Consider the following 21,505-nt stretch of genomic DNA (forward strand, 5'->3'; position numbering starts at 1 on the left):
AGGCTTTTGCCATGCGAACGGCCGTACTCGACAACATCGCTCATGCCGATCTGCGGCTGCGGCGCGAGAGCGGGCCGGATTTCGGCGATGCGGTGGGGCAGGTCGCTGTCTTTCTGCCTGAATTACCGCAGGTGCAGCGCGAATATCCGATCCTGTTTTCGCGCGATCAGGACGGGAGCGCCTCGCCCATTGCCCTGACCGGATTGCAACCGGACGAGCTCCTCTTTGCTTCCGGAGCCGGATGGGATGCGGACTACATTCCGGCGGCTGCCAGGAAAGGGCCGTTTCTGCTCGGCAAAGGCGAGAGCGATGACCCGGTCATCCATGTCGTGCTCGACCATCCGAAGATTACCGAGGACGCGGAGAACGCCGACCCGATTTTCCTGCCGCACGGCGGCCATGCACTGGCGCTCGAAAACGCTCTCGATGCTCTGCGCCTGATTCATTCCGGAATGGAACCGACACGCCGGATGGCAGCAGCCTTTGACGATGCGAAACTGATCCAGCCGCTTTCGTTCAATGTGCAAGTGTCGGAAACGCAGGCAGTGAAGTTCGACAATTTCCATGCCATATTACCCGAAGCGATCGACGCGCTTTCATCCGGCGCGCTCACGAAGCTGAGCGCGGCAGGCTTCCTGCAACCGGCGGTGCTGATCGCGCACTCGCTCGGCAACATCAACCGGCTCATACAGCGCAAGCGGAAGCGCGGGGCATAGCGATGGGCGGCGCCTTGCACTCCGTACCGGAGACACGAGCGGTAGCGGTCAGTGAAGAACCGCTTCCTCAAGGCGCGGCACTCGACACATTCGTAGAAGAGCGGGGCGAACCCGTGGTGTTCAAAGGGGCGGGTACCGACCTTCCGATCGTTCGCCATGCCCGCGATTCGAGCGCCGCGGTGATGAATTATCTGCGGGCAAAATCATCGGGACGCCCGCTGACGGTATACCGCGCCGACCCCGAACAGAACGGACGCTTTCATTACGCGCAGGCACTCGACGGGTTCAATTTCCGCGCGAGCAAAGAGCCGCTCGATCCGCTGCTCGCGGAAATCGCAGGAGACTCGGACGAGACGATCTACGTCGGCTCGACCGACCTCGAACTCTTCTTTCCGGGACTATGGGCGGAGAACGATCCAGGACTTGAAGGGGTGGTCGGGCCCGATTGCGCACCGGTGGTCGGAAGCCTGTGGATGGGTAACCGCACCGTGACGGCTGCCCATTACGACCTTTCGAACAACTGCGCGGTCTGCGCGGCGGGGTGCCGGCGCTTCACCCTGTTTCCGCCTGACCAGATCGGCAATCTGTACCCCGGTCCGCTGGAGCCGACGCCGGGCGGGCAAGTGGTCAGCATGGTGGATTTCTCCGCCCCCGACTTCGCCCGCTACCCGCGCTTCGCAGAGGCATTGCAAACCGCCCAATCGGTCGTTCTCGAACCCGGCGATATTCTGGTCTATCCAGCGATGTGGTGGCACCAGGTGGAGGGTCTGGACGCGTTCAACATCCTCGTGAACTGGTGGTGGAACGCGGTTCCCGAATATGTCGACACGCCGCAGATCACCTTGATGCACGCACTGCTGTCTATCCGGCAGCGCCCGGCGCATGAGCGTGCTGCCTGGAAGGCGGTATTCGACCATTACGTTTTCGGCGATGGTGAGGACGCAGCCGGTCACTTGCAGGAACACGTTCTCGGTCCGCTCGGCGAGATCGACCCCATGCTCGCCCGCCGTCTGCGTGCAGTCGTGACACGCAGGATCCAGCGGTGAGCGATCCGGTCCTCACGCGTGTCGTAATCGCGGGAGGCGGCACCGCCGGATGGATAGCGGCATGCGGCCTCGCCCGCCAGCTTGGCCGGTTGGTCGAAGTCACACTGATCGAGAGCGACGCGATACCCACTATCGGCGTCGGCGAAGCGACCATACCCACGGCACGCAGCTTTCATGAATATCTGCGGATCGACGAGCGCGCATTCATGGCGGCGACCGGCGCTACCTTCAAACTCGGCATACGGTTCGACGACTGGGGCGCGCTCGGCGACAGCTATCTGCACAGTTTCGGTAAGTTCGAAATGCGTAACTGGGTGGCCGAATTCCAGCATTTCTGGCTCGAGGGACGCGAGCAGGGAATCGATGCGCCGATCGGTTCTTACTGCCTCGAACACGAGGCTGCGCTGGCCGGAAAGTTCACGACCGCCGGAAATCCCTCGCCAAGCTATGCCTATCACCTCGACGCCGGACGCTACGCCGCATTCCTGCGCGCGATCGCGGAGCGTGACGGGGCGCGGCGCGTCGAAGGCCGCATCGCGGAGGTCGAACAGGACCAAGAGACCGGCGACATCACCAGCTTGCTACTGGAAGACGGGCAGCGGATCGAAGGCGACCTGTTCATCGACTGCACCGGATTTCGGGCGCTGCTGATCGGACAGACGCTTGGCGTAGGCTACGACGACTGGAGCGAGTGGCTTCCCACCGACGGCGCATGGGCGGTCCAGACCGAGAACACCGGTGAACCCGCGCCTTACACCGTCGCAGCGGCGCACGATGCAGGCTGGCGCTGGCGCATTCCGCTGCAGCACCGGACCGGCAACGGTCTGGTCTTCGCGAGCGACTATCTAGAGGCGGATGCCGCGCGCGAGCGGTTGCTGGAAAACGTCACTGGCGAACTTGTCACCGAGCCGCGTCTGATCCGCTTTACAACCGGCCGGCGGCAGACGATGTGGGCGAAGAACTGTCTCGCGCTAGGCCTGTCATCGGGTTTCGTCGAGCCGCTCGAATCGACCAGCATCCATCTCATCATGATCGGGGTAACCCGGCTCATTCAGCTCTTCCCGTTCGGCGGGATGACGCCTGCCCTGCGTGACCGGTGGAACGATCTGGCCGACCGCGAACTGGAACACGTCCGCGATTTCATCATCCTTCACTATCACCTGACCCAGCGGACCGATTCTGCGTTTTGGCGCGAGCGCGCGGCCATGGGCATACCGGACAGCCTGAAGGCGCGGATCGAGAACTTCGCCGAGCATGCGCAGGCATGGCAGGAATCGCTCGACCTGTTTCGGACCGAGAGCTGGCTCTATGTCATGCTGGGGCAAGGCCTGATGCCGCGGGCCTGGCACAAGCTCGCCAACCTAATGGACAGCGAGCGGCTCGCGCTTACCCTGCAGCAGCAGCGAGAGGCCGTTGCAGCGCAGGTCGCCCGCATGCCTGACCACGGCGCGTTCGTCGCGTCCTATGCCGGCGACCGCACGAACTGAGGACCGGCGCCCGCAGACCTAACCGTGGAGACTGCGCAGGAAGGTGTCCGCCGATGCCTGCAACCGGTTCAGTTCCTCATCCAGTCGGCTGACCTTCGCCTGCACGTCGCCGATATTCGCCGAGACCCCCTCGGTACGCTGGTTGATCTCGCGGATCGCGTGTGCTGAGAACTCTGCGCTTTGCGAGGTTTCGTCGATACACGCGGCAATCGCCTGCACGCTTTTTCCCTGCTCGGCGACCGAGGCCTGAAGGCGCTCCGCAGTTTGCCGCAGACCGTCGAACTTTTCGCTCATCGACGTGTAGTCGCCGACCGAGCGGTTCGACGAGTCGCTGATCTGCTGCAACTGTGCTCCGATTTCCTGCGTCGCGGCTTCGGTTTGCGTTGCGAGCACCTTCATCTCGTTTGCCACGACCGAGAAGCCGGCACCGTATTTGCCGGACGATGCTGCCTCGATCAGGGCGTTCAGGGCGAGTATCTTCGTCTGGTCGGCAATTGAATTGATAGTGCTCACGATCTGGTCGATCGACTTGGTATGCGTCAGCAGGCCGGACGAACTGTCCTTGGCGCGCTTCGCCGCGTCCGAAAGCTCCGAAAAACTGGCGAAGGCGGTCGATAGCTCGTGCTCGATATTCTCGATCATCGTGCCGAGGCCGCCCGACATGCGGGCAGCTTCGGACATGGCGGACGAAGTCTGGGTCGAGGCGGTCGCGACGTCGTTCGACAGCGTCAGCAATTCGCGTGCCGCCTTCGCTACGTCCCGCGCTTTCTCGTTCGCGTTCGCGCTATCCGTAGTGGTGGAAGCGACGATGGCGGATATCGATTGTTCGAAGGTCTGTGCGTTCTTGGCGATTTGATCTCTGAACGCTTCCTGCTCGAGCGACTGGATAGTCGAGATCATGATGTCGACTTCGAGCGCGGCAATCCGCATGAACGCCTCGACCAGATACCGGCCCTCCTGAATAGACGAGGCCTCATCGAGAATGATCTGCATCGACATGCAGTGGGTGACGTTGAGGGCGGACAGATGGGCGTAGCTGGGCGCACGCAGCTTGAACTGCAGCGCGCCGATCTTCTCGACTCTGCGTATCCATGAATCGTCGATCGGCGGCGTGAACTTGTTGCGGCCGTAGTCGGCAGATTTCTCGATCTGCGAAGACCGCGTGGCGTCATCCAGCTTCAGCCCGGCCGCACTCAGAAAGCGGTCCAGATACTCGGTCGCAAGCGAGATGGAATGCGGACGCAGCATGGCGCTGATCCGGGCGAAAGCCTGCTGGTCTTCCTCGCCGATACGATAAGCGGCGAGCCGCTGCTGGTTGAGCAATTCGGCGGTCGCGATCTTTTCCTGATACACAAGCTTCTCCCGTTAAGTTGCCGCCTATGCCAAGATGGTTAACTTCCGGTTTCGCTCCGTCCTTCCACAATTGTCTGCCCGAGGGCGCGCGACGGCTTGCCCGCCTTGCGCATTCGCAATAACCTCCGTTTCCTCAATAGTCGGACAAAAGAGGGGGCGCGTTGTGGAAGAGGACGAAGCAGCGCGGGAGGCTGAGATGCGCGAGCGGCACGATGCATACTGGCGCGAGAACGTGCGATTGCTCATCACGCTCATGTCGATCTGGTTTCTCTGCTCCTTCGGCGCAGGCATCCTGTTTCGGGACTATCTCGACCGGTTCATGATCGGCGGCTATCCGCTCGGCTTCTGGTTCGCGCAGCAGGGCTCGATCTACGTCTTCATCGGCCTCATCTTCTTCTACGTCTGGAAGATGCGGCGGATCGAACGCAAATACGACCTGGACGACTGAGCGGTCATGGCGACCCAGACCCTGATCTACCTGTTCGTCGGCCTGTCCTTCGCGCTCTACATCGGGATCGCCCTGTGGAGCCGCGCCGGTTCCACGTCCGAATTCTATGTGGCGGGCGGCGGCGTCAATCCGGTCGTCAACGGTATGGCCACGGCGGCAGACTGGATGAGCGCAGCAAGCTTCATCTCGATGGCAGGCCTGATCGCCTTCCTCGGCTACGACGGCAGCGTTTACCTGATGGGCTGGACCGGCGGCTACGTGATGCTGGCACTTCTGCTGGCCCCGTACCTGCGCAAGTTCGGCCAGTTCACGGTCCCGGATTTCATCGGCACACGATACTATTCTAAAGCCGCGCGCGTGGTCGCGGTCATCTGCCTCATCTTCATCAGTTTTACCTATATCGCCGGACAGATGCGCGGCGTGGGCATCGTGTTCAGCCGCTTCCTCGACGTGCAGATCACGCTCGGCATCGTCATCGGTATGGGGATTGTCTTCATCTATGCCGTGCTCGGCGGGATGAAAGGCATTACCTATACGCAGGTCGCGCAATATTGCGTGCTGATCTTCGCCTATATGGTTCCGGCGTTCTTCATCAGCTTCCTAATCACCGGCAATCCCGTGCCGCAGTTTGGACTCGGATCGCAGGTAAACGACGGGAGCGGGCTCTACGTCTTGCAGAAGCTCGATCTAGTACTTCAGGACCTGGGCTTCGCCGCCTATACGGACGGCTCCAAATCCATGATCGACGTGTTCTGCATCACGCTGGCACTGATGGTGGGAACCGCCGGCCTTCCGCATGTCATAGTCCGCTTCTTTACCGTGCCGAAAGCGAGCGACGCGCGCAAATCCGCCGGTTGGGCGCTCGTATTCATCGCGCTGCTCTATACGACCGCGCCAGCAGTCGGGGCGTTCGCGCGGCTCAACTTCGTCGAGACCGTGGACGGCACGCCGTACGCCGAAGCGCCCGAGTGGTTCACCAACTGGGAGCGCAACGACCTGATCGCGTTCCAGGACAAGAATGCGGACGGAGTGATGCAGCTCTCTTCGGGAAGCGCCTTTGCCGGCGCGCCCGAATATACGGGCCGGACCGGAGCATCAGGCGAACGGACCGTGAGCAATGCGCCCGATCCGGCTTCGGCGAACGAGGTCTACGTCGATCAGGACATCATGGTGCTCGCCAATCCGGAGATCGCGCAGCTTCCCGGCTGGGTGATCGCGCTGGTCGCCGCCGGAGGGCTTGCCGCGGCCCTTTCGACCGCCGCCGGATTGCTGCTCGTCATATCGAGCAGTGTCAGCCACGATCTGCTGAAATCGACTTTCCGGCCAAACATATCCGAGAAGGGCGAGCTTCTGGCGGCGCGGCTCGCGGCGACTGCGGCGATCGTCGTGGCGGGCTACCTCGGTATCTATCCGCCCGGCTGGGTCGCGCAAGTGGTCGCCTTCGCCTTCGGCCTCGCTGCGGCGAGCCTGTTTCCCGCTATCTTCCTCGGCATCTTCTCGAAGCGAATGAACAAGGAAGGTGCGATCGCCGGGATGGTGTGCGGACTCGTTTTCACCTTCGGCTATATCGCCTACTTCAAGCTCGCCGATCCGGCGGCGAATATCGAGGCGAACTGGCTGTTCGGCATCTCGCCCGAAGGCATCGGCGTGGTCGGAATGGTCATCAACTTTGTTGTCGCGGCGGCGGTCGCCAAACTGACCGCGGCCCCCCCTGCGGAGGTACGCAAGCTGGTCGATTCCATCCGCGTACCACGCGGAGCCGGCGAAGCGCGCGGTCATTAAAACGCAGGAGAGAAAACCTCCATGAAATTACTTGGACTGGCTTTGGTAGGGGCCTTCACTCTCGCGGGATGTGCAAGCATCCCCGCCGCGCCCGACGTGCAGAGCGCTTCGTTTTCCCCCGACTGCGCGCGTATCGGCAGTTTCCTCGATAGCGCTGTCGCTCAGGGCCGCACGGTCGGGGCATCGGCCTTCGTATGGCAGGGCGGACGCGAGGCCTGTTTCGAGAAAGCGGGATACGCATCGCGCGAAGAGAACCGCCCGTTCGCGCGTGATACGCTGGTCCAGATATTCTCGATGACGAAGCCGGTAACCGGCGTCGCGCTCATGCAGCTATGGGAACAGGGGCGTTTCGGCCTCGACGATCCGCTTTACTGGTATCTTCCTGAATATGAGGGGCTGAAGGTTGCGACCGGGCTGGACGAAAGCGGCAATCCGGTGCTGCGCGATCCGTCGCGCCCGCCGACCATACGCGATGTGCTGCGCCATACCGCGGGTTTTACTTACGGCGGTTCGGACGAACCTGCGGACATCATATGGGAGCGCCCGCAGCCGCTCTCGCCCGACAACACCCTGGCCGAATTCTCCTTAAAAATGGCGCAGGTTCCGCTGGTCACCGATCCAGGCACGCGCTGGAATTATTCGGCGAGCGTCGACGTCCAGGCGCGGCTGGTCGAGGTCCTGTCCGGCATGGCGTTCGCCGACTATGTCGATGCGAACATCTTCACGCCGCTCGGCATGAACGACAGTGGCTGGAAGCGCAGCGAAGCAGACCTCGCCCGGCTTGCGCGGATCTACATCACCGGTGCAAGCGGAGCGCTTGAGCCGATGCCGCGCGAGGCATGGCTGGAGCCGAACTTCGCCGGCAAACCCATGACGATGGGCGGCTCAGGGATCGTCACGACCGTGGACGACTACATGCGTTTCGCGCGGATGCTACTGAACGAAGGCGAACTCGGCGACGTGCGCATTCTGAAGCCTGCCACGATCCGGCTCATGGCAACCAACGTACTCGATCCGAAGATAAATGCGGAGAACCGTTCGTGGCTGCCGAGCAAAGGCACGGGCGGGTTCGGTATCGACTTCTTCGTGCGCACCGCGCCGCCGCAATCCCCGGAAGAAAACCGCGGGACAGTAGGAGAGTTCTTCTGGGACGGCTTCCCCTCAATGCTCTTCTGGGTCGATCCGGCGCAGGACATGGCGGTCGTGTTCGCGGCGCAGAAAGTGCCGTTCGACAATCCCCTCCACCACCACTTCCGCGATGCCGTGTACGGTGCGGACTATTCGGGCGTCGCGCCTGAATGAGGCTGTGAGCTGTCCTTTGACAGCAAAGATGGACTCAGAACGCCAGAACAAATCGTGATTTGTCAAATTCGAGTGACAAGTGTTTGGACCGATCCACCCAAATTCTGACAACCCATATGGCTGATAACGCGATCTCAATACGTTAGGTCAAGGTAGTTTCAATTCAGGATATCGCAAAAGCTTGAGCGGCCCTTAATCCTCAGAAGCTCCGCATTCGACCGACTGTATCACCGCTTTTTTTCTTTGCTAATTGCGAAGAAAAGCAAGTAGCTTTTCAGGCATCATGAACCGACCGAAACACCTAAATAGCCTCGGTTATGTTGTTACCGGGAGCGCTACAGAGCGCTCATCCGCGCAGGCGATGATCGCATGGGGTGAGAAAGAGAACGGGGCGCTGGTGCATATCGACGACGCCGCACCGGGGCTGGCCGATGGGCTTATTTGCGCTTGCGGTGCGCCCCTCGTCGCGCGGAAAGGCAGTGTTCGGACCAACCATTTCGCCCATAAAGCCGGCACCGTTGAAGCTTGCGAGCAGGCGCAATTGAGGGCACTTTCTAGGTTCGCTCGTAGAACCCTACTTGAAGTTGGAAAGCTTACTTTACCGTCCATACAGGGACGGCGATTGACCACTACAGTCGACGAAATCCGCGAAGAGATAATCGGGCGATGCGCCGGCTTATGGGTCACGACCGTGAAGGGCGAAAAACGCGGCGAGATTGCGGTCTTGTTCTTTGTCAAACGTGGTCAGAAATCAGCTTTCGAAGTACAATTCAGGGCGTTGCAGAAGTCTGCGATGGTGATCGATTTAACTGCCTTCCGGAATTGTCGAGATCCCGAAATTGCCTTTGCTATAGCGACCGCAGAGGACAGCGATTGGATTTACAATGCGCGGCACCCGAACTGGAGAGAGCGAAGCGGACCGAGAAGCATCTTTCGGCAAAAATCTCACTCCGCAGGCACCCAAATCACGGCACCCACTTCGCAAACTAAACTGAAGTCTGCGATAACGGAAGAGGAATGGCAAACTCTTCATTATACCGAGCTGCGTCGGCGCGTATTCGGTTGGACTGACAAGAAATGACGCATAATACTATTTTATGGAATACCTACTTGGGAATTCCGACATGATCGTAATCGGATCCGCGGTAGTGACCAAAGCGGTTCGATATGATGTCGCCATCGGCGATCTAACTGCCTTAGCGAGGCCTCTCTTCTGCGCTTTGGAGCTTTGGGCTACCTGAAGTAGCAGATCCTACGCTGGCTCAGTTCGTTTTTGTTCGGACCTTAGAACAAGCTTCCTTTCTGCGTTTCTGCGGCTATAATTTTTACGAACCTTTCGCCTGCTCGACTGCATCGCCACCTGGCCCCGCGGTCAGCGGGATTGTTGTATGCAACTGAAAGGTTCTATTCTTATGAGACCACATGCATGTTTTCGCATCTCGGTCGACGAGCTCAAGCAGGATGTAGGCAAATACCTTGAGCTGGCAAAGACGCGGACTTTCGAGATCTTCCACAACGGCGAAGTAGACGTGATGCTCGTCCGCGTCTCTGCAATTCCTGACTGGGACGCGCGGCTGCAGAAGAGCGTCCGGACCGACTTGTTGACGGTGGAGGAATGGGAAACCTTTATGAAGCCGCCCGAAGACCTCAGCCATCTGCCGGATAGCTATGACGATTGGACCGGCGAGGCAGACTGAATTGCGCGTCGGCTATTGCACAGCTCGTGATGACCATTGGCAAGGGGCAGCGTTGCTTTCCAATCGTGTACATTTCCGGAATTAGCGTGATTGCCCGTAAGCTATCGTCCGTTCGAGCCCAAACGGATGGCAGCTACGCGCCCTCGTTTCCGTCGTTCAATTGCTCAAGTTTACCACCTCAAACTGCCGATGAATGAGACCAGTTTTGACCAGCGCTATTTTCGGCTGCGCATTTCGGTTATGGTTTTGGGGTGCCCCTAATCCTGACTCTCGAACAGCAACGCCGTGCGGCCGAAGCTGCACGCAATGTCGGTGGATATGACCGGCTTGCAGAACTTGAACGACAGCGTCGCGATGCACTTATCAAGTGGCGACGTGAGGTCCCATGCGCCGTCCACTCCATCGTCATTCCTTGCGATGATCAGCGACCTGCTTCCGACCGCCGACAGATGAAAAAATAAGGCTTCATTCAGGGATTTCGCCGCGAAGTAAACGAATTCGCTTGAGTGTCTTCTCAAGCGCATATTCTACGGCCGCGAGGTCGAGCGTAAGCGCTAGTGAAGGGTGCCCGGTCAGTTTGAGAATTACCGCCATGATCGGTTCGGATTGCGTTGCCATCTCAAGCAGATGCAGACTGCTGGGACTTGTCTGGCCATTGATCCAGGAGCGCGCGGTGTGATCGCTGACATGCGTCCAGCGCATGACAGTTTTCGCCGCTTGGCGCGATCCCCCCAATTGCGATCGAAGCGCAGTTCCGATCATTCCGGCGATGAGCGTATCCGACAATTCGATCGCACTGCCAGGAAATTTGCTTCCGCTTTTAGGAGCCATTTTTTTCTTTCTCCTCGTGTACCCCGAAAATTCGAGGCGGACTTGCTTTATTCGCGAGGAGTCGCATGATTATTCGGTGGACAGAAGACGATCCGAAGGAACATCCGCCGACGAAAGTCAGGGCGGCCCAGTACGTGCGCATGTCGACCGAACATCAGCAGTATTCGACCGACAACCAGTCATCCGCGATTGCAGTTTATGCTGAGAAGCGCGGATTTGAGATCGTCCGAACGTATGCGGACGAGGGAAAGAGCGGACTTAATATTGGCGGTCGACCCGCACTGAGGGCACTGCTTGAGGATGTCGAGAACGGTCGCTCTGACTTCGACGCACTTCTCGTCTATGACGTGAGCCGCTGGGGCCGCTTCCAAGATCCCGATGAAGCGGCGAGTTATGAACTTCGCCTCAGGCGTGCCGGCGTCCATGTGCATTATTGCGCGGAGCAGTTTGAGAACGATGGCAGCATCGGCTCGTCGATCATCAAGACGGTCAAACGGGCGATGGCGGGCGAATACAGTCGCGAACTCTCAGTCAAGGTGTTTGCCGGCCAAGCCAATCTGATTCGCCTCGGATACCGTCAAGGCGGTGCAGCCGGCTTTGGCCTGCGCCGCTTGCTGGTTGACCAGAACGGCGAAGCGAAAGGAACGCTCGATCGCGGGGAGCACAAAAGCATTGCGACCGATCGGGTCATCCTCGTTCCGGGTCCGGAGGACGAGGTTGTAGTAGTGCGAGAGGTCTACCGCCGCTTCGTCGACAAAGGCGAAAGTGAAGCCCAAATCGCTCTGGATCTGAACGCCCGACGCATCCGCACCGATCTGGGACGGGCGTGGACGCGTGGCACCGTTCACCAGCTGCTGATCAATGAGAAATATATCGGCAACAATGTCTGGGCGCGCACCTCCTTCAAACTGAAGGGCGAGCATATCGAGAATGCGCCCGAAGAATGGATTCGTGCAGACGGAGCATTTGAGCCGATCGTCGAACAGGCGATGTTCGAGGCGGCGCAAGAAATGATTGCTAGGCGATCTGAAACCCTGTCCGACGAGCAGATGCTCGCAGCGCTGTCACAGATATTGGAGAAGAAAGGCTACCTTTCCGGTCTGATTATCGACGAAGTCGAAGCATGCCCGTCCAGCAGTTCGTATCGCACCCGGTTCGGAAGCCTTCTGCGGGCCTACACGCTCGTCGGGTTCGCGCCCGATCGCGATTATCGCTATCTCGAAATTAACCGGCGACTGCGCGCGATGCATCCGGATGTCTTAGCTTCGATAGTGACTGGCATCGAACAATTGGGTGGCGGTGTTTCGGTTGACGAGCAGACAGATCTGCTGCGGATCAACCGCGAGTTTACGGTCTCAGTCACGATCGCCCGCTGTTTTCAGACAGCAGCCGGAAGCAATCGCTGGAAGCTTCGCCTCGACGAAAAACTTCGTCCCGACATAACGATCGCGGTGCGGATGGATCCAAGCAACGAGGTCGTTAAAGACTACTATCTGCTTCCTGCGCTCGATATGCGCGAGGCAACTCTGCGGCTCGCCGACTATAACGGGCTCTCGCTTGATGCCTATCGCTACGACACCCTCGATGTCTTTTACCGGTTAGCGGCACGCGTCCCATTAAGAGCGGCGGCATGACTGGCGCACGGCCTGCACAGCGGATCGAAATGATCCCGGTTGACCGCGTAAACGTCGTCAATCCGCGCGTGCGCAACAAGAAGGCGTTCCGAGACATCGTCGACAACATCGCCAAGATCGGCCTGAAGAAACCGATTACGGTCACGCGGCGGATAGAGGCTGGAGGTCCTTTCTACGATCTGGTCTGCGGTCAGGGTCGGCTCGAAGCCTTTCGCACGTTGGGGCAGGCCGAGGTACCGGCGCTGGTCGTGTCAGCCGATCCTGAGGACTGCCTGGTCGCTAGCCTCGTTGAGAACTGCGCGCGCCGCCAGCACCGCGCGATCGATCTGCTGCAGGACATTCGCGGAATGCAAGAGCGCGGCTACTCGAATCCTGAGATTGCGCGCAAGACCGGCCTTTCGCTCGAATACGTTCATGGCGTGGCGCGCCTGATCGAGAAAGGCGAGCAGCGCTTGCTCCGCTCAGTAGAAAGCGGGACCATCCCCGTCAGCGTCGCGGTCGAGATCGCCGAAGCACCCGACCACGATGTCCAAGCAGCCCTCTCCAAAGCCTACGAGAATGGCCAGCTGAAAGGGCGCCGCTTGCTAGCCGCGCGAAAGCTCATCGAAATGCGTCGGCGAAGAGGAAAAGGCCTTGGTAGTTCGGAGGACCGGTCGCGCGAACGCGTCTCCGCCGACACGCTCGTCAAGGCCTATCAGGAAGAAACCGAACGCAAACGCGCGCTCATTGCCCGCGCCGAAACGACGCAGAACCGGCTGATGTTGATAACCGAGGCGATGCGACGGCTCTCGGGGGATGAGGGATTTCTCGCTTTGTTGGAAGATGAGGACCTCGCGACCATGCCCGAACGGCTCGCCGAACGCCTCAACCCGAATACGAGTGCAACGACATGAGTTCGAGGAAGCCGATCGTTCTGCCCGACGGGTTCGAGCATACGACGCTGCGTGTTCCGATCGCCGAGATCATGCCGCTGCGCGAAGTCCCCAACTCGGTACGCAAATCTGTGAAGTATGGGCAGATCGCAGCCTCAATTACCGAAGTCGGGATCATCGAACCGCCGGTCGTGGTGCCCGACCGGCAGAGATCGTCACGCTATCATCTACTCGATGGCCATCTCCGGCTCGCCATCCTGCTCGAGCGCGGCGACACCGAAGTGGTCTGTCTAATTGCGCTCGAAGACGAAGCGTTCACTTACAATCGACGCGTCAGCCGCATCGCGATCATTCAGGAGCATCGGATGATACTCAACGCGGTGAAGAAAGGTGTGTCGGAAGAACGGCTTGCCCGAGCGCTCAATGTCAATATCGCCAACATCCGCGCTAAACGGAACTTGCTTACCGGCATCTGTCCTGAAGCCGTTGACCTGCTGCGCGATAAGCATGTGCCGCTCAATGCGTTCACAGAACTGCGTAAAATGAAGCCGATGCGTCAGATCGCCGCCGCCGAGATAATGGTTGCGATGAACCGCTACTCGACCGGCTATGTCAAATCGATCGTGGCAGCGACACCCGAAGATGAGTTGGTCGAGAAGAAGCAGCGAGCCGTACGTGGTCTTACAGAAGCGCAGATCGAATTGATGAGCCGCGAGTCAGCGCGGCTAGACCGAGAATTTAAGCTAATTGAACAGAGCTACGGTGCCGATCATCTCGATCTGGTTTTGGCGACAGCCTACCTCGGAAGCTTGCTGAGCAGCGCTCCCGTCGTCCGCTATCTCGCGCAACATCATCCGCAGCTGCTGACCGAATTCCAGAAGCTTACCGAACTACAGCAGGCGGCGTAACGGGGACCCGGACCCGATAAGCGCGGGGACCGCAGGAGAAGCCGCACTGTGAGGCGGATCGAGCGTGGTGGTGGGAATGGCGGCGAACCCGCACGGAGCCCGCCAAAAGTCCGATAGGGCTATAGGTAAGGTGTGCCGGGCATGCGGGCCCGGCACACATTAGTGGTTAAACCAGTAATTGTCAGACGAACCCTGTGCGTTCGATCTAGGCTGATACGTGCAATTTTTCACTGGTACCTAAATCCATGCGCTTGCCGGCTTCGGGCAAAACGACAGTTGCTCAAAGTGGCAATCTCGACCGGATAACCTTCCAATTGAAGTTCATCGATCACCAGCGCACGGTAGAAATTCCACTCCAGCCCAATCTCGGCTTACCGATCAGCGATCGAGCCCGGCGCATGTCGAGCATCCTGTCGATAGCCGCTTGTGGATATCTCTTGAATGCATTCTGTGTCCAACTCGGCATAACTCCGACCGGTCTTCCGGTTAATTTCTGGAGCGATGCCGCTCCTTTTGCCACACACCGGGCATGGTAAATAGCATCATTGACTAGATATCTTATCGATATTTGAATTGCACAGGAGAACTAACAGGATTTCGAACATTAAACAGGATAGCTTTGTAAATCCTTAACTAAAAACCACCTCGTCTTGGTTTCAGAATTGCCTCGATCTCACGGGAAAACTGTTCGAAGTTGAACGCCTTCACTTGACAGTTCGTCTTCGAATCGATTCCACCGTGATCAATCGATCATAAATGCGGAAAAGCGTTCAGCGGTAAGGTTCGACATGAACAGTGAACAACAACACGAGCATCTGAAATGGTTGTTGCAAGTCCAGGGGACTTCGCTGTCACAAATTGCTCGTTCGCTCGACGTTCGGCCAACAGCTGTAACTATGGTGTCGAAAGGACGCGGAAGATCGCGTCGAATTGAAGCGGCCATCGCCGAAGCTGCGGGCCTAACGCCCGCACAGCTCTGGCCACAGCATTACGCGCACTTAGAGGAGACACAAATGAGCGCATAGGAAGCTTAGCATCTAAAACGATGCGCGCCTTCCGGAAATGAAGGACCCCAGCGCTGCTCGAACAGCGACTGGGGCCATGCAAGATCCAGAGATCGAACGTTTCTGATTTCCTTCATTCCGCCAGGCTTGTCAAGGTTCGAGGGTTCCTCGGGCCATAGAAACTTGCGTCCATCGCAGACGAAGCGATGGCGAGAGGAAATCAGATGAAGATCAAACAGAAATGCCCCGGCCGCAGCGACGTGGTTCAACCGACACTCGCACCCACCCCTTCTGGGATGTATCCGCCGCCCGCGCGCTACGTTCGCGAACCGAAGCCCGACAAAGCAGACGTACGCATTGTCCGTGCGACCGACGGCGGCGCCTTGCGGACCTTCAATGGCGGCTTGGCCCACGAAAATGGCTGGCTCGCAAGCAAAAAGGCCGGGCGTCTCTTGCACTATGAAGGGATTGCACAGCGCGATTTTCTCGTGCGAGCCGAGGTGGAACCCGGTGTTGCGAATATGGCGTCCGAAGCGGTGCGTTTCGAGTTCATCGGACCGAATGGCAAGGAGATCTACACCGCCGATGTTGAACTGACTGCTCCCGATGGCACAATCACGATTGTCGAAATCAAACGTGACAGGCGCGATCTTAGCGATCCCGCATATCGCGACAAGCTCGCCCGAGTGAAACAGATTTGTGATGAGCGGGGTATGCGTTTCAGGGTCATCTTCGAAGACCAGATCTGGCTCAGCATCGTCCATCGTCGCAATGTGACCCACTTCGCCAGTAGGGCCTTCACAACCATCCGACCCGAACATCGCCATAGGTTTGAGAAGCATTGCAGCAAAACGGACGGCTTTACAACCTTTGGTGACCTTGCCGATGCAATCGAGCCCGGCAACCGGCGCTACGCTGAAGCGATCGTCCAAGCTTTGACCGTGGCAAGGAAGGTCGAAATCGATCTGTCTCGACCGTTGTTCGACACGACCGAAGTCACGCTTCACTAACACTGTCGGCAATTCAGGGCCCGATTGGCCTGCTGTGCAGCACCACAAAATCGATGTGCCTTTCGTGCGAGCGCCTTTGCTCGCGCTCGAACGACACGTGCTGAGCGCATCCCATCACACAGGAAATAGACTTATGACTTACAACAAATTTCAGCCTGGTACCGTTATCGAAATCAACGGCGCAGAGTACTTGCCTCACATGTATGCTGGCGAGCGACTGCTCCTGATCCATAGGGTCAAGGGCATCCACTTTCAGTGCGAGCAACCTGATGGCTCGCTGGCCCTGCCGACCGATCAACAGTTTGATCAAATGTTGCTAGACGGAAGCGCCGCGATCCGGACGCCGCTCAGCGGCAACCAAATTCGCAACTTCAACGAGGAGTCAGAGTGGGCGCTTGGCGATGCCGTGGCACTCGATGCGACGGCATTGAAGCGTGCTGTGATCTGTGAACTGCTCGACAAGCACGGGATCAAGAACGGCAACAAAGCAATCGAAAAAGCGATGGATAAATACTGGACGCCGGATTTGATAGAAAAGCATGGCCTCGCCCCAAGCCCCCGCACGATCCGAGGCTGGCGAGCATCTCGAGGCTATGTTGGCAATCGCCACCCACGTCACATGGTCTCATTGACTGGAAGGCAAATCGAAAAGGTCAGGAAAAACGATCTGAACAAGCAGGCGATGTGGTTATGCGTTCTGAACGGCCTCGACGAGGGGAGTTCGGTCGCCACCATTCATGCCGATTATTCCGCTACGATCTGGCAAATCAACGAAGGTACTCATCCGTTCATCGAGATGCCAAGAAAGCCTCTGAAAGTACTTGATGAGCGGACCATTCGCCGTGCCTGTCACGCGCTGGAATCATCTGAAACACTCGCCCGGCGAATCGCAAAACAGGCAGCCGAGCAGGATTGGTTGGGGGCTGGCAAACCGTTGACCGCTGATTTCGTCATGCAGCGGGTCATCATCGATCACACCTGGATCAATGTCCACGTCGTTTGTCCGAAACTGGAAATGGTGCTGGGCCGCCCCTGGCTGACGCTCGTTATTGACGTAAAAAGTCGCGCAATCGTTGGCTACGTTATTACTTTCACCGATCCGAGCATATGGACATTAGGAGAAGCGCTGCGACGGATGGCCCTTCCCAAGCGTCCGCCGCCACAAATGGTAAGCAGGTACGCAATCCTTGCCATGCTGCGCGGCAAGGCAGGTGAAGTGATTGTCGATAATGCCAGCGAATTTCGTAGTCATGCGATGGAAGCTGCCGCACGTCACGCAGGATTTTCAGTACGATTCTGTCCGATCAAACGACCGCGGTATCGTGCGATCTGTGAGCGCGCCATCGATACGATGAATACGAAGCTGTGCAGTGACCTTCCCGGGCGTACGCTTACGATTCATGATGCCCGGCGCCTGGGGTACAATGCTGAGGACCATGCGCTCGTAACGCTCGACGAGCTTGAGGCTGTCGCGAACCAGATCGTAGCGGACTACAACACGTCGCCTCACGATGGGATTGGTGACCGACAACCTGCGCTGGTATTCGAGAAAGACCTCAACAAATACGGCATTAACAATTTTGCCGATTTCGAAAGCTTCCGCCGCGACACCATGGACGTCGTGGAAGACGCGCAGGTTTCCCCGTCAGGTGTGCGGGCATTCGGTCTGCGGTATCACAACATCGAAGCTGTCCCGGCTCTGCTGAATGATCTCGTACCAATGGAGCCGCGGCGGAAGCGTCGCGACGACGCTACAGCGACAGTCCATTTTCGTTACGACCACGCCGATATCAGCACCATCCATGTGTGGAATCGCAGAACCCGTAAGTATGTCGAGTTGCAGTGTGCCGACGAGAACTACGCAGATGGCATGCCGATGTGGCTACACAAGAAGATCCAGGACGAAGCAAAAGCTGAGGGCGCGGCGTTCAACACTGAACAGGAACGCCTTTCCATGCGTGGGCGGCTTGTGCATGCCATTCGCGGTATATCGCCCAGGTCTCTCGCAGAGTCGCGTAAACGGGTCGCGCAACTGCTCGAAATTCCGCGGGTAAAGGAGATCACCGGGAACATCGTCGACCTGGCGAATACCAACCCACAGCCAATCAGCCTCGGCGATTTCATTTCTCACGACCGTGCCGCGCTGACTTCCCTCGATCACGAAATTCTCTCCTCGCGGCCAACTCCCAAAAAAGGACGAGCGAAGACCGCTCTCGATGATCGCCGTGAGGAAACCGATCTCGCCCGAGAGCAGCTTCCACCACACGATCGAACTCGTAGGAACATCGCAGGCAAGGGAGGTTACGCATGAGCGCCCCTCTCACACCATCCGAACGGGCGCTACTCGTTGGCAAGGCGCAAGCAAAATTCAGTGCGATACGCGTTGATTTTCCGCCGCAGACCAGTGCCATGGCCATTCTGGACGAGCTGAGGATCGCAGCGCTCTATCGATCGCCTGGAGCGGCATGTGGGGCAGCCATGATCGTGGCTCCTCATGGAGCTGGTAAGTCCGAGGCCGTTAAAGGGCTCGATCGGATCCTTCGAGGTAATGCAGCAGAAGGACAAATCCCGCTGCTTCATGTCGAGATAGATACCGCCGGAACGACCGACTCCGTGCCAACGTCCATCTTGCAAGCGCTTGGCGCCCCTAGGCCGGAAGCAGGGTCTGAGAAGACACGTTGGCCGCGCGCCCTCGCTGAAATCGAGCGAATGGGCGTTGAGCTGATCGTGTTCGATGAGTTTGATCGCGCTGCGAGGCGCCCGACCATGAGCGCTCCTATCGCAAATATTATTCGTCAAAAGATCATGGACGCGGGGGTGGCACCAGTGGCCTTCGTTGGATCGGAAAGGGCGAACAATGTTTTGGCCCAGGTTCCCCAGCTACGGGAGCGGATTACCGACAGCGTCGATCTTTCGCCGATGCGATGGACGTTCAAGGGCGATCAAGAGCTGTTTCTGGCTTTCGTCAAAGATCTCGACCAAGCGATGGTCGAAACTGGCCTCGTCGATTGTGAGGCTGGTCTCTGCGAAGAATCTATCGCTTATCCCTTGTGGCAAGCCTCTGACGGAAGCTTACGACGGATCTGTAATATTGTTCAGCACGCAATGAGCACCGCCTTACGTGAGGATCGCAGTTTCGTAAGCCGCCAAGACCTCATGGAAGCTGTCGACGGATATGCGATCAGCAATGGATTTGGCTCTCATAATCCCTTCCATGGAGGGAACGCATAATGGAGCATATTGCACATTGGCGCGTCTCGCGGACCCTGCCCATTTTCGATGGGGAGTCGCTCGATGGCTATGTCGCACGGGTGGCGGCCGCCCACCATTTCCCACGGATGGCACAAATCACAGAGCTCGGAGGGGCCGAGGTCGGTGAACGGTCCCACGCCGCGTTCTGTAATAAGGAGGGTTTGGCGACAATCGCCGATTGCCTCCAAGTGGAACCAGAACGATTGCGACAGCACGCGCCGCTGTTGTCTCCGCACGGGGGCACGCGAACCATGTTTGGGGTAGAGCTTTCGAAGGACCATTTCCAATTCACCTATCGTCGCTTTTCGCCTTCCGCGCTCAAGGCATCGCCCCACCATCGGGCGCTTTGGACCCTGCGCCTTTTCCCATTCTGCACCGAGACTTGGGAATACCTGGTTGATCGGTGCCCTCACCCGGCGTGTCGGCGGCAACAGCGATGGCGTCGGACTGTCGGAATCGATTTATGCGATTTTTGCGGAGAACCACTTACGCGAGCTGTAACCGAGTTAGTGCCAGAAGAGTTACGCGAGAACCTTCAGCAGCTTGTGGACTTCGTTCACCCCGATCCATTGAGGCGGGAGAAGACCAGACGCCTCCTCCCCCCCGAACTAGCGCAGCTAAGCACTGACGATTTGCTGAAGCTCGTCTGCCTGATTGCTCCGGTGTTGGACCATCGTGCCGGACGTCCATTGACCTTGTGGACGCTCTCTCTGGACAAGGCGAGGGATTACATCGTCCCCGCATTGGCAAGCAGCTGGCCGCTTTTGAAGGGCTGGCCGCACGCGTTCGAGGATTTCATCGCGGATCGGATCAACAAGCACGCCAAATCTCGCGGCGACGAAAACTCTGGAGCGAGCTATCGTTTCCTACAGCGATGCCGCAAACAACAATTGTCGACGCCGGTCAGAACGGTGGTCGATGGCTTTGCGGAGCGGAGCCGAAACGCGACCGACCGCGGCTACACCGGCCAGCAAGTGGCCGATCTGGTCGGGAGCCAGGTGAGCGCGTTGGTCGCCATGCGCAGATCGGGCAAAATTCCGTCAGTGCTTGCACTCGACGGACATCGCTTACACGTTCTTTTTGAGAAGCAGGCGATCACCAAGCTGCTCTACAAATTCCAACCTCGCGAGAGAGTTGAGCGTGCGGCCGGTCGACTAGGCATACCGAGCTACGCTGTCAGGCACTTAGTCGACCTTGGTTGCTTGGAGGCAGCCCCCACGCCGCCCGGACGATCGAACAAGCTCACAGTTCGCGAGAGGTCTCTCTCGTCGTTCGTTGACGCCCTCGATGCGCAAATGCCGCAGGCAACCGGTAACTATCCCTACAAGCTAGAGAAGCTCATGCTGCGGTTGGGAGGTGGGCCTAAGCCTTGGGCTGCTGTTCTCGCTGCCATCGCAAAAGGAGAACTTGACGCTGCCGTTTCGCCAGGATCTCGCCGGTTGGGTGATCGCATTCGCTTTCGGACCGATGAGGTGCTTACCTTGCCTGCGTTCGCCCATCGGCCCGACCTTTCAGCCGGAGCTCCGCTGTTCAAATCGGATTTGGCCGACATGCTCAGCCTGTCGATCACGAATTTCTCGAGATATTCCGACTTTCTTCTGGGGCCCGGCGACCACTGTCGCGAAGTTAGTGTCGCTCAGGCCCTGGATCTGACCAAGGCAATCATCAGCACGACTGAAATCGCAGCGCGGCTCCGGCTTCATCATACGTCTGCATTTCGTCTTGCGAGCCAGCGAGGGGTCTTGGTAAAATCGAACGGCCTGTTTGATCGGGCTTCCGCCGAGGAGCTCATCACAGAACTGTTTGAACATGACCCCGTGATTGTTGGGCTAGATCCGCGGATCCATCGATCAGACGGAGGCGTTGCCCCTTTGGTCGTGCATGCTGCGATTGATCGGGACGGTCGAGTTCGATTGCCATGCCATCTTCGTAATCGCCTCGGATTGCGTAAGGGCGGGATCGTGCGGTTCGAAGACGTCGGAACAGGGCTTCTGATGAACCCAGTATCCTGAAGAACGTGCATAAGGGTGCACGGAAGCGATCGCTCACCGGACACTTTTCGAACGTCAGATGTCAGCCCCCTTCCCTCCGCAATTCCGGCTTCCCCGGCATCTCATTAAGGTGGTACGCTCTATATTCTTACAAAGGGACCTCAAGCGTTAC

The 21,505-nt window shown here is 58.4% G+C and carries 19 protein-coding genes and 1 pseudogene; 17 read left to right on the forward strand and 3 right to left on the reverse strand.

Annotated elements, in window-relative coordinates; all coding sequences use genetic code 11:
* Window positions 1-11 precede the first annotated feature (11 nt).
* The 3 genes from HUV48_RS08635 to HUV48_RS08645 are packed head-to-tail and all read left to right on the forward strand — an operon-like array spanning window position 12 to window position 3,249.
* Window positions 12-716 carry a SapC family protein gene (locus HUV48_RS08635; RefSeq protein WP_176267417.1) on the forward strand — a complete coding sequence of 235 codons (705 nt, stop codon included), beginning with the start codon at window positions 12-14 and terminating at the stop codon, window positions 714-716.
* A gap of 14 nt (window positions 717-730) precedes the next feature.
* Window positions 731-1,762, forward strand: coding sequence for a cupin-like domain-containing protein (locus HUV48_RS08640; RefSeq protein ID WP_225871620.1), 1,032 nt, complete (start codon window positions 731-733; stop codon window positions 1,760-1,762).
* A complete protein-coding gene (locus HUV48_RS08645) occupies window positions 1,759-3,249 on the forward strand; it encodes a tryptophan halogenase family protein (protein WP_176267419.1) in 1,491 nt (496 codons plus the stop codon). Before HUV48_RS08640 ends, HUV48_RS08645 begins: the two co-directional genes overlap by 4 nt.
* Before the next feature lie 18 nt (window positions 3,250-3,267).
* Here the strand turns inward: HUV48_RS08645 and HUV48_RS08650 are convergent, their stop codons facing one another.
* A complete protein-coding gene (locus HUV48_RS08650) occupies window positions 3,268-4,602 on the reverse strand; it encodes a methyl-accepting chemotaxis protein (RefSeq protein ID WP_176267420.1) in 1,335 nt (444 codons plus the stop codon).
* A gap of 163 nt (window positions 4,603-4,765) precedes the next feature.
* Between HUV48_RS08650 and HUV48_RS08655 the strand changes: the two genes are divergently transcribed.
* The 5 genes from HUV48_RS08655 (at window position 4,766) to HUV48_RS08675 (ending at window position 9,831) form a co-directional block, all read left to right on the forward strand.
* Window positions 4,766-5,050 (forward strand): DUF4212 domain-containing protein, encoded by a 285-nt coding sequence (locus HUV48_RS08655; RefSeq protein ID WP_318656075.1) that lies wholly within the window; start codon window positions 4,766-4,768, stop codon window positions 5,048-5,050.
* Window positions 5,051-5,056: 6 nt separating this feature from the next.
* Window positions 5,057-6,832 (forward strand): sodium:solute symporter family protein, encoded by a 1,776-nt coding sequence (locus HUV48_RS08660; protein ID WP_176267421.1) that lies wholly within the window; start codon window positions 5,057-5,059, stop codon window positions 6,830-6,832.
* Between the two features lie 21 nt (window positions 6,833-6,853).
* The gene (locus HUV48_RS08665) at window positions 6,854-8,134 is read left to right on the forward strand and encodes a serine hydrolase domain-containing protein (protein WP_176267422.1); all 1,281 of its coding nucleotides are present in this window, start codon (window positions 6,854-6,856) and stop codon (window positions 8,132-8,134) included.
* A gap of 283 nt (window positions 8,135-8,417) precedes the next feature.
* A complete protein-coding gene (locus HUV48_RS08670; protein WP_176267423.1) occupies window positions 8,418-9,215 on the forward strand; it encodes a competence protein CoiA family protein in 798 nt (265 codons plus the stop codon).
* A gap of 331 nt (window positions 9,216-9,546) precedes the next feature.
* Window positions 9,547-9,831 (forward strand): hypothetical protein, encoded by a 285-nt coding sequence (locus tag HUV48_RS08675; RefSeq protein WP_176267424.1) that lies wholly within the window; start codon window positions 9,547-9,549, stop codon window positions 9,829-9,831.
* 257 nt (window positions 9,832-10,088) lie between these two features.
* Here the strand turns inward: HUV48_RS08675 and HUV48_RS08680 are convergent, their stop codons facing one another.
* On the reverse strand, window positions 10,089-10,229 hold the full coding sequence (locus HUV48_RS08680; RefSeq protein WP_176267425.1) for a hypothetical protein: 141 nt from the start codon (window positions 10,227-10,229) through the stop codon (window positions 10,089-10,091).
* Window positions 10,230-10,296: 67 nt separating this feature from the next.
* The gene (locus tag HUV48_RS08685) at window positions 10,297-10,662 is read right to left on the reverse strand and encodes a hypothetical protein (protein WP_176267426.1); all 366 of its coding nucleotides are present in this window, start codon (window positions 10,660-10,662) and stop codon (window positions 10,297-10,299) included.
* A 65-nt stretch (window positions 10,663-10,727) separates the two neighbouring features.
* Between HUV48_RS08685 and HUV48_RS08690 the strand changes: the two genes are divergently transcribed.
* The 9 genes and pseudogenes from HUV48_RS08690 (at window position 10,728) to HUV48_RS08725 (ending at window position 21,354) form a co-directional block, all read left to right on the forward strand.
* Window positions 10,728-12,296, forward strand: a complete 1,569-nt coding sequence (locus tag HUV48_RS08690; RefSeq protein WP_225871621.1) for a recombinase family protein — start codon at window positions 10,728-10,730, stop codon at window positions 12,294-12,296.
* Entirely contained in the window at window positions 12,293-13,189 is an 897-nt protein-coding gene (locus HUV48_RS08695) for a plasmid partitioning protein RepB C-terminal domain-containing protein (protein ID WP_176267427.1), read from the forward strand. The genes HUV48_RS08690 and HUV48_RS08695 overlap by 4 nt, the downstream gene beginning before the upstream one ends.
* Before the next feature lie 71 nt (window positions 13,190-13,260).
* Window positions 13,261-14,076, forward strand: coding sequence for a plasmid partitioning protein RepB C-terminal domain-containing protein (locus HUV48_RS08700; protein ID WP_501037479.1), 816 nt, complete (start codon window positions 13,261-13,263; stop codon window positions 14,074-14,076).
* Between the two features lie 788 nt (window positions 14,077-14,864).
* Complete coding sequence (locus tag HUV48_RS14660; RefSeq protein WP_176267429.1) at window positions 14,865-15,101, forward strand: helix-turn-helix domain-containing protein; 237 nt, start codon at window positions 14,865-14,867, stop codon at window positions 15,099-15,101.
* A 203-nt stretch (window positions 15,102-15,304) separates the two neighbouring features.
* Window positions 15,305-16,090 carry a hypothetical protein gene (locus HUV48_RS08710; RefSeq protein ID WP_176267430.1) on the forward strand — a complete coding sequence of 262 codons (786 nt, stop codon included), beginning with the start codon at window positions 15,305-15,307 and terminating at the stop codon, window positions 16,088-16,090.
* 133 nt (window positions 16,091-16,223) lie between these two features.
* Complete coding sequence (locus tag HUV48_RS08715) at window positions 16,224-18,401, forward strand: integrase catalytic domain-containing protein (RefSeq protein WP_176267431.1); 2,178 nt, start codon at window positions 16,224-16,226, stop codon at window positions 18,399-18,401.
* Entirely contained in the window at window positions 18,398-19,321 is a 924-nt protein-coding gene (locus HUV48_RS08720; RefSeq protein WP_176267432.1) for a TniB family NTP-binding protein, read from the forward strand. Before HUV48_RS08715 ends, HUV48_RS08720 begins: the two co-directional genes overlap by 4 nt.
* Window positions 19,321-19,707: pseudogene (locus tag HUV48_RS14665) on the forward strand (TniQ family protein); the annotation flags it as partial. The gene HUV48_RS08720 and the pseudogene HUV48_RS14665, both read left to right, overlap by 1 nt.
* A gap of 267 nt (window positions 19,708-19,974) precedes the next feature.
* On the forward strand, window positions 19,975-21,354 hold the full coding sequence (locus HUV48_RS08725) for a hypothetical protein (RefSeq protein ID WP_225871660.1): 1,380 nt from the start codon (window positions 19,975-19,977) through the stop codon (window positions 21,352-21,354).
* Window positions 21,355-21,505: the final 151 nt, after the last annotated feature.

This window comes from Qipengyuania atrilutea (genome assembly GCF_013370205.1).
Classification (GTDB): domain Bacteria; phylum Pseudomonadota; class Alphaproteobacteria; order Sphingomonadales; family Sphingomonadaceae; genus Actirhodobacter; species Actirhodobacter atriluteus.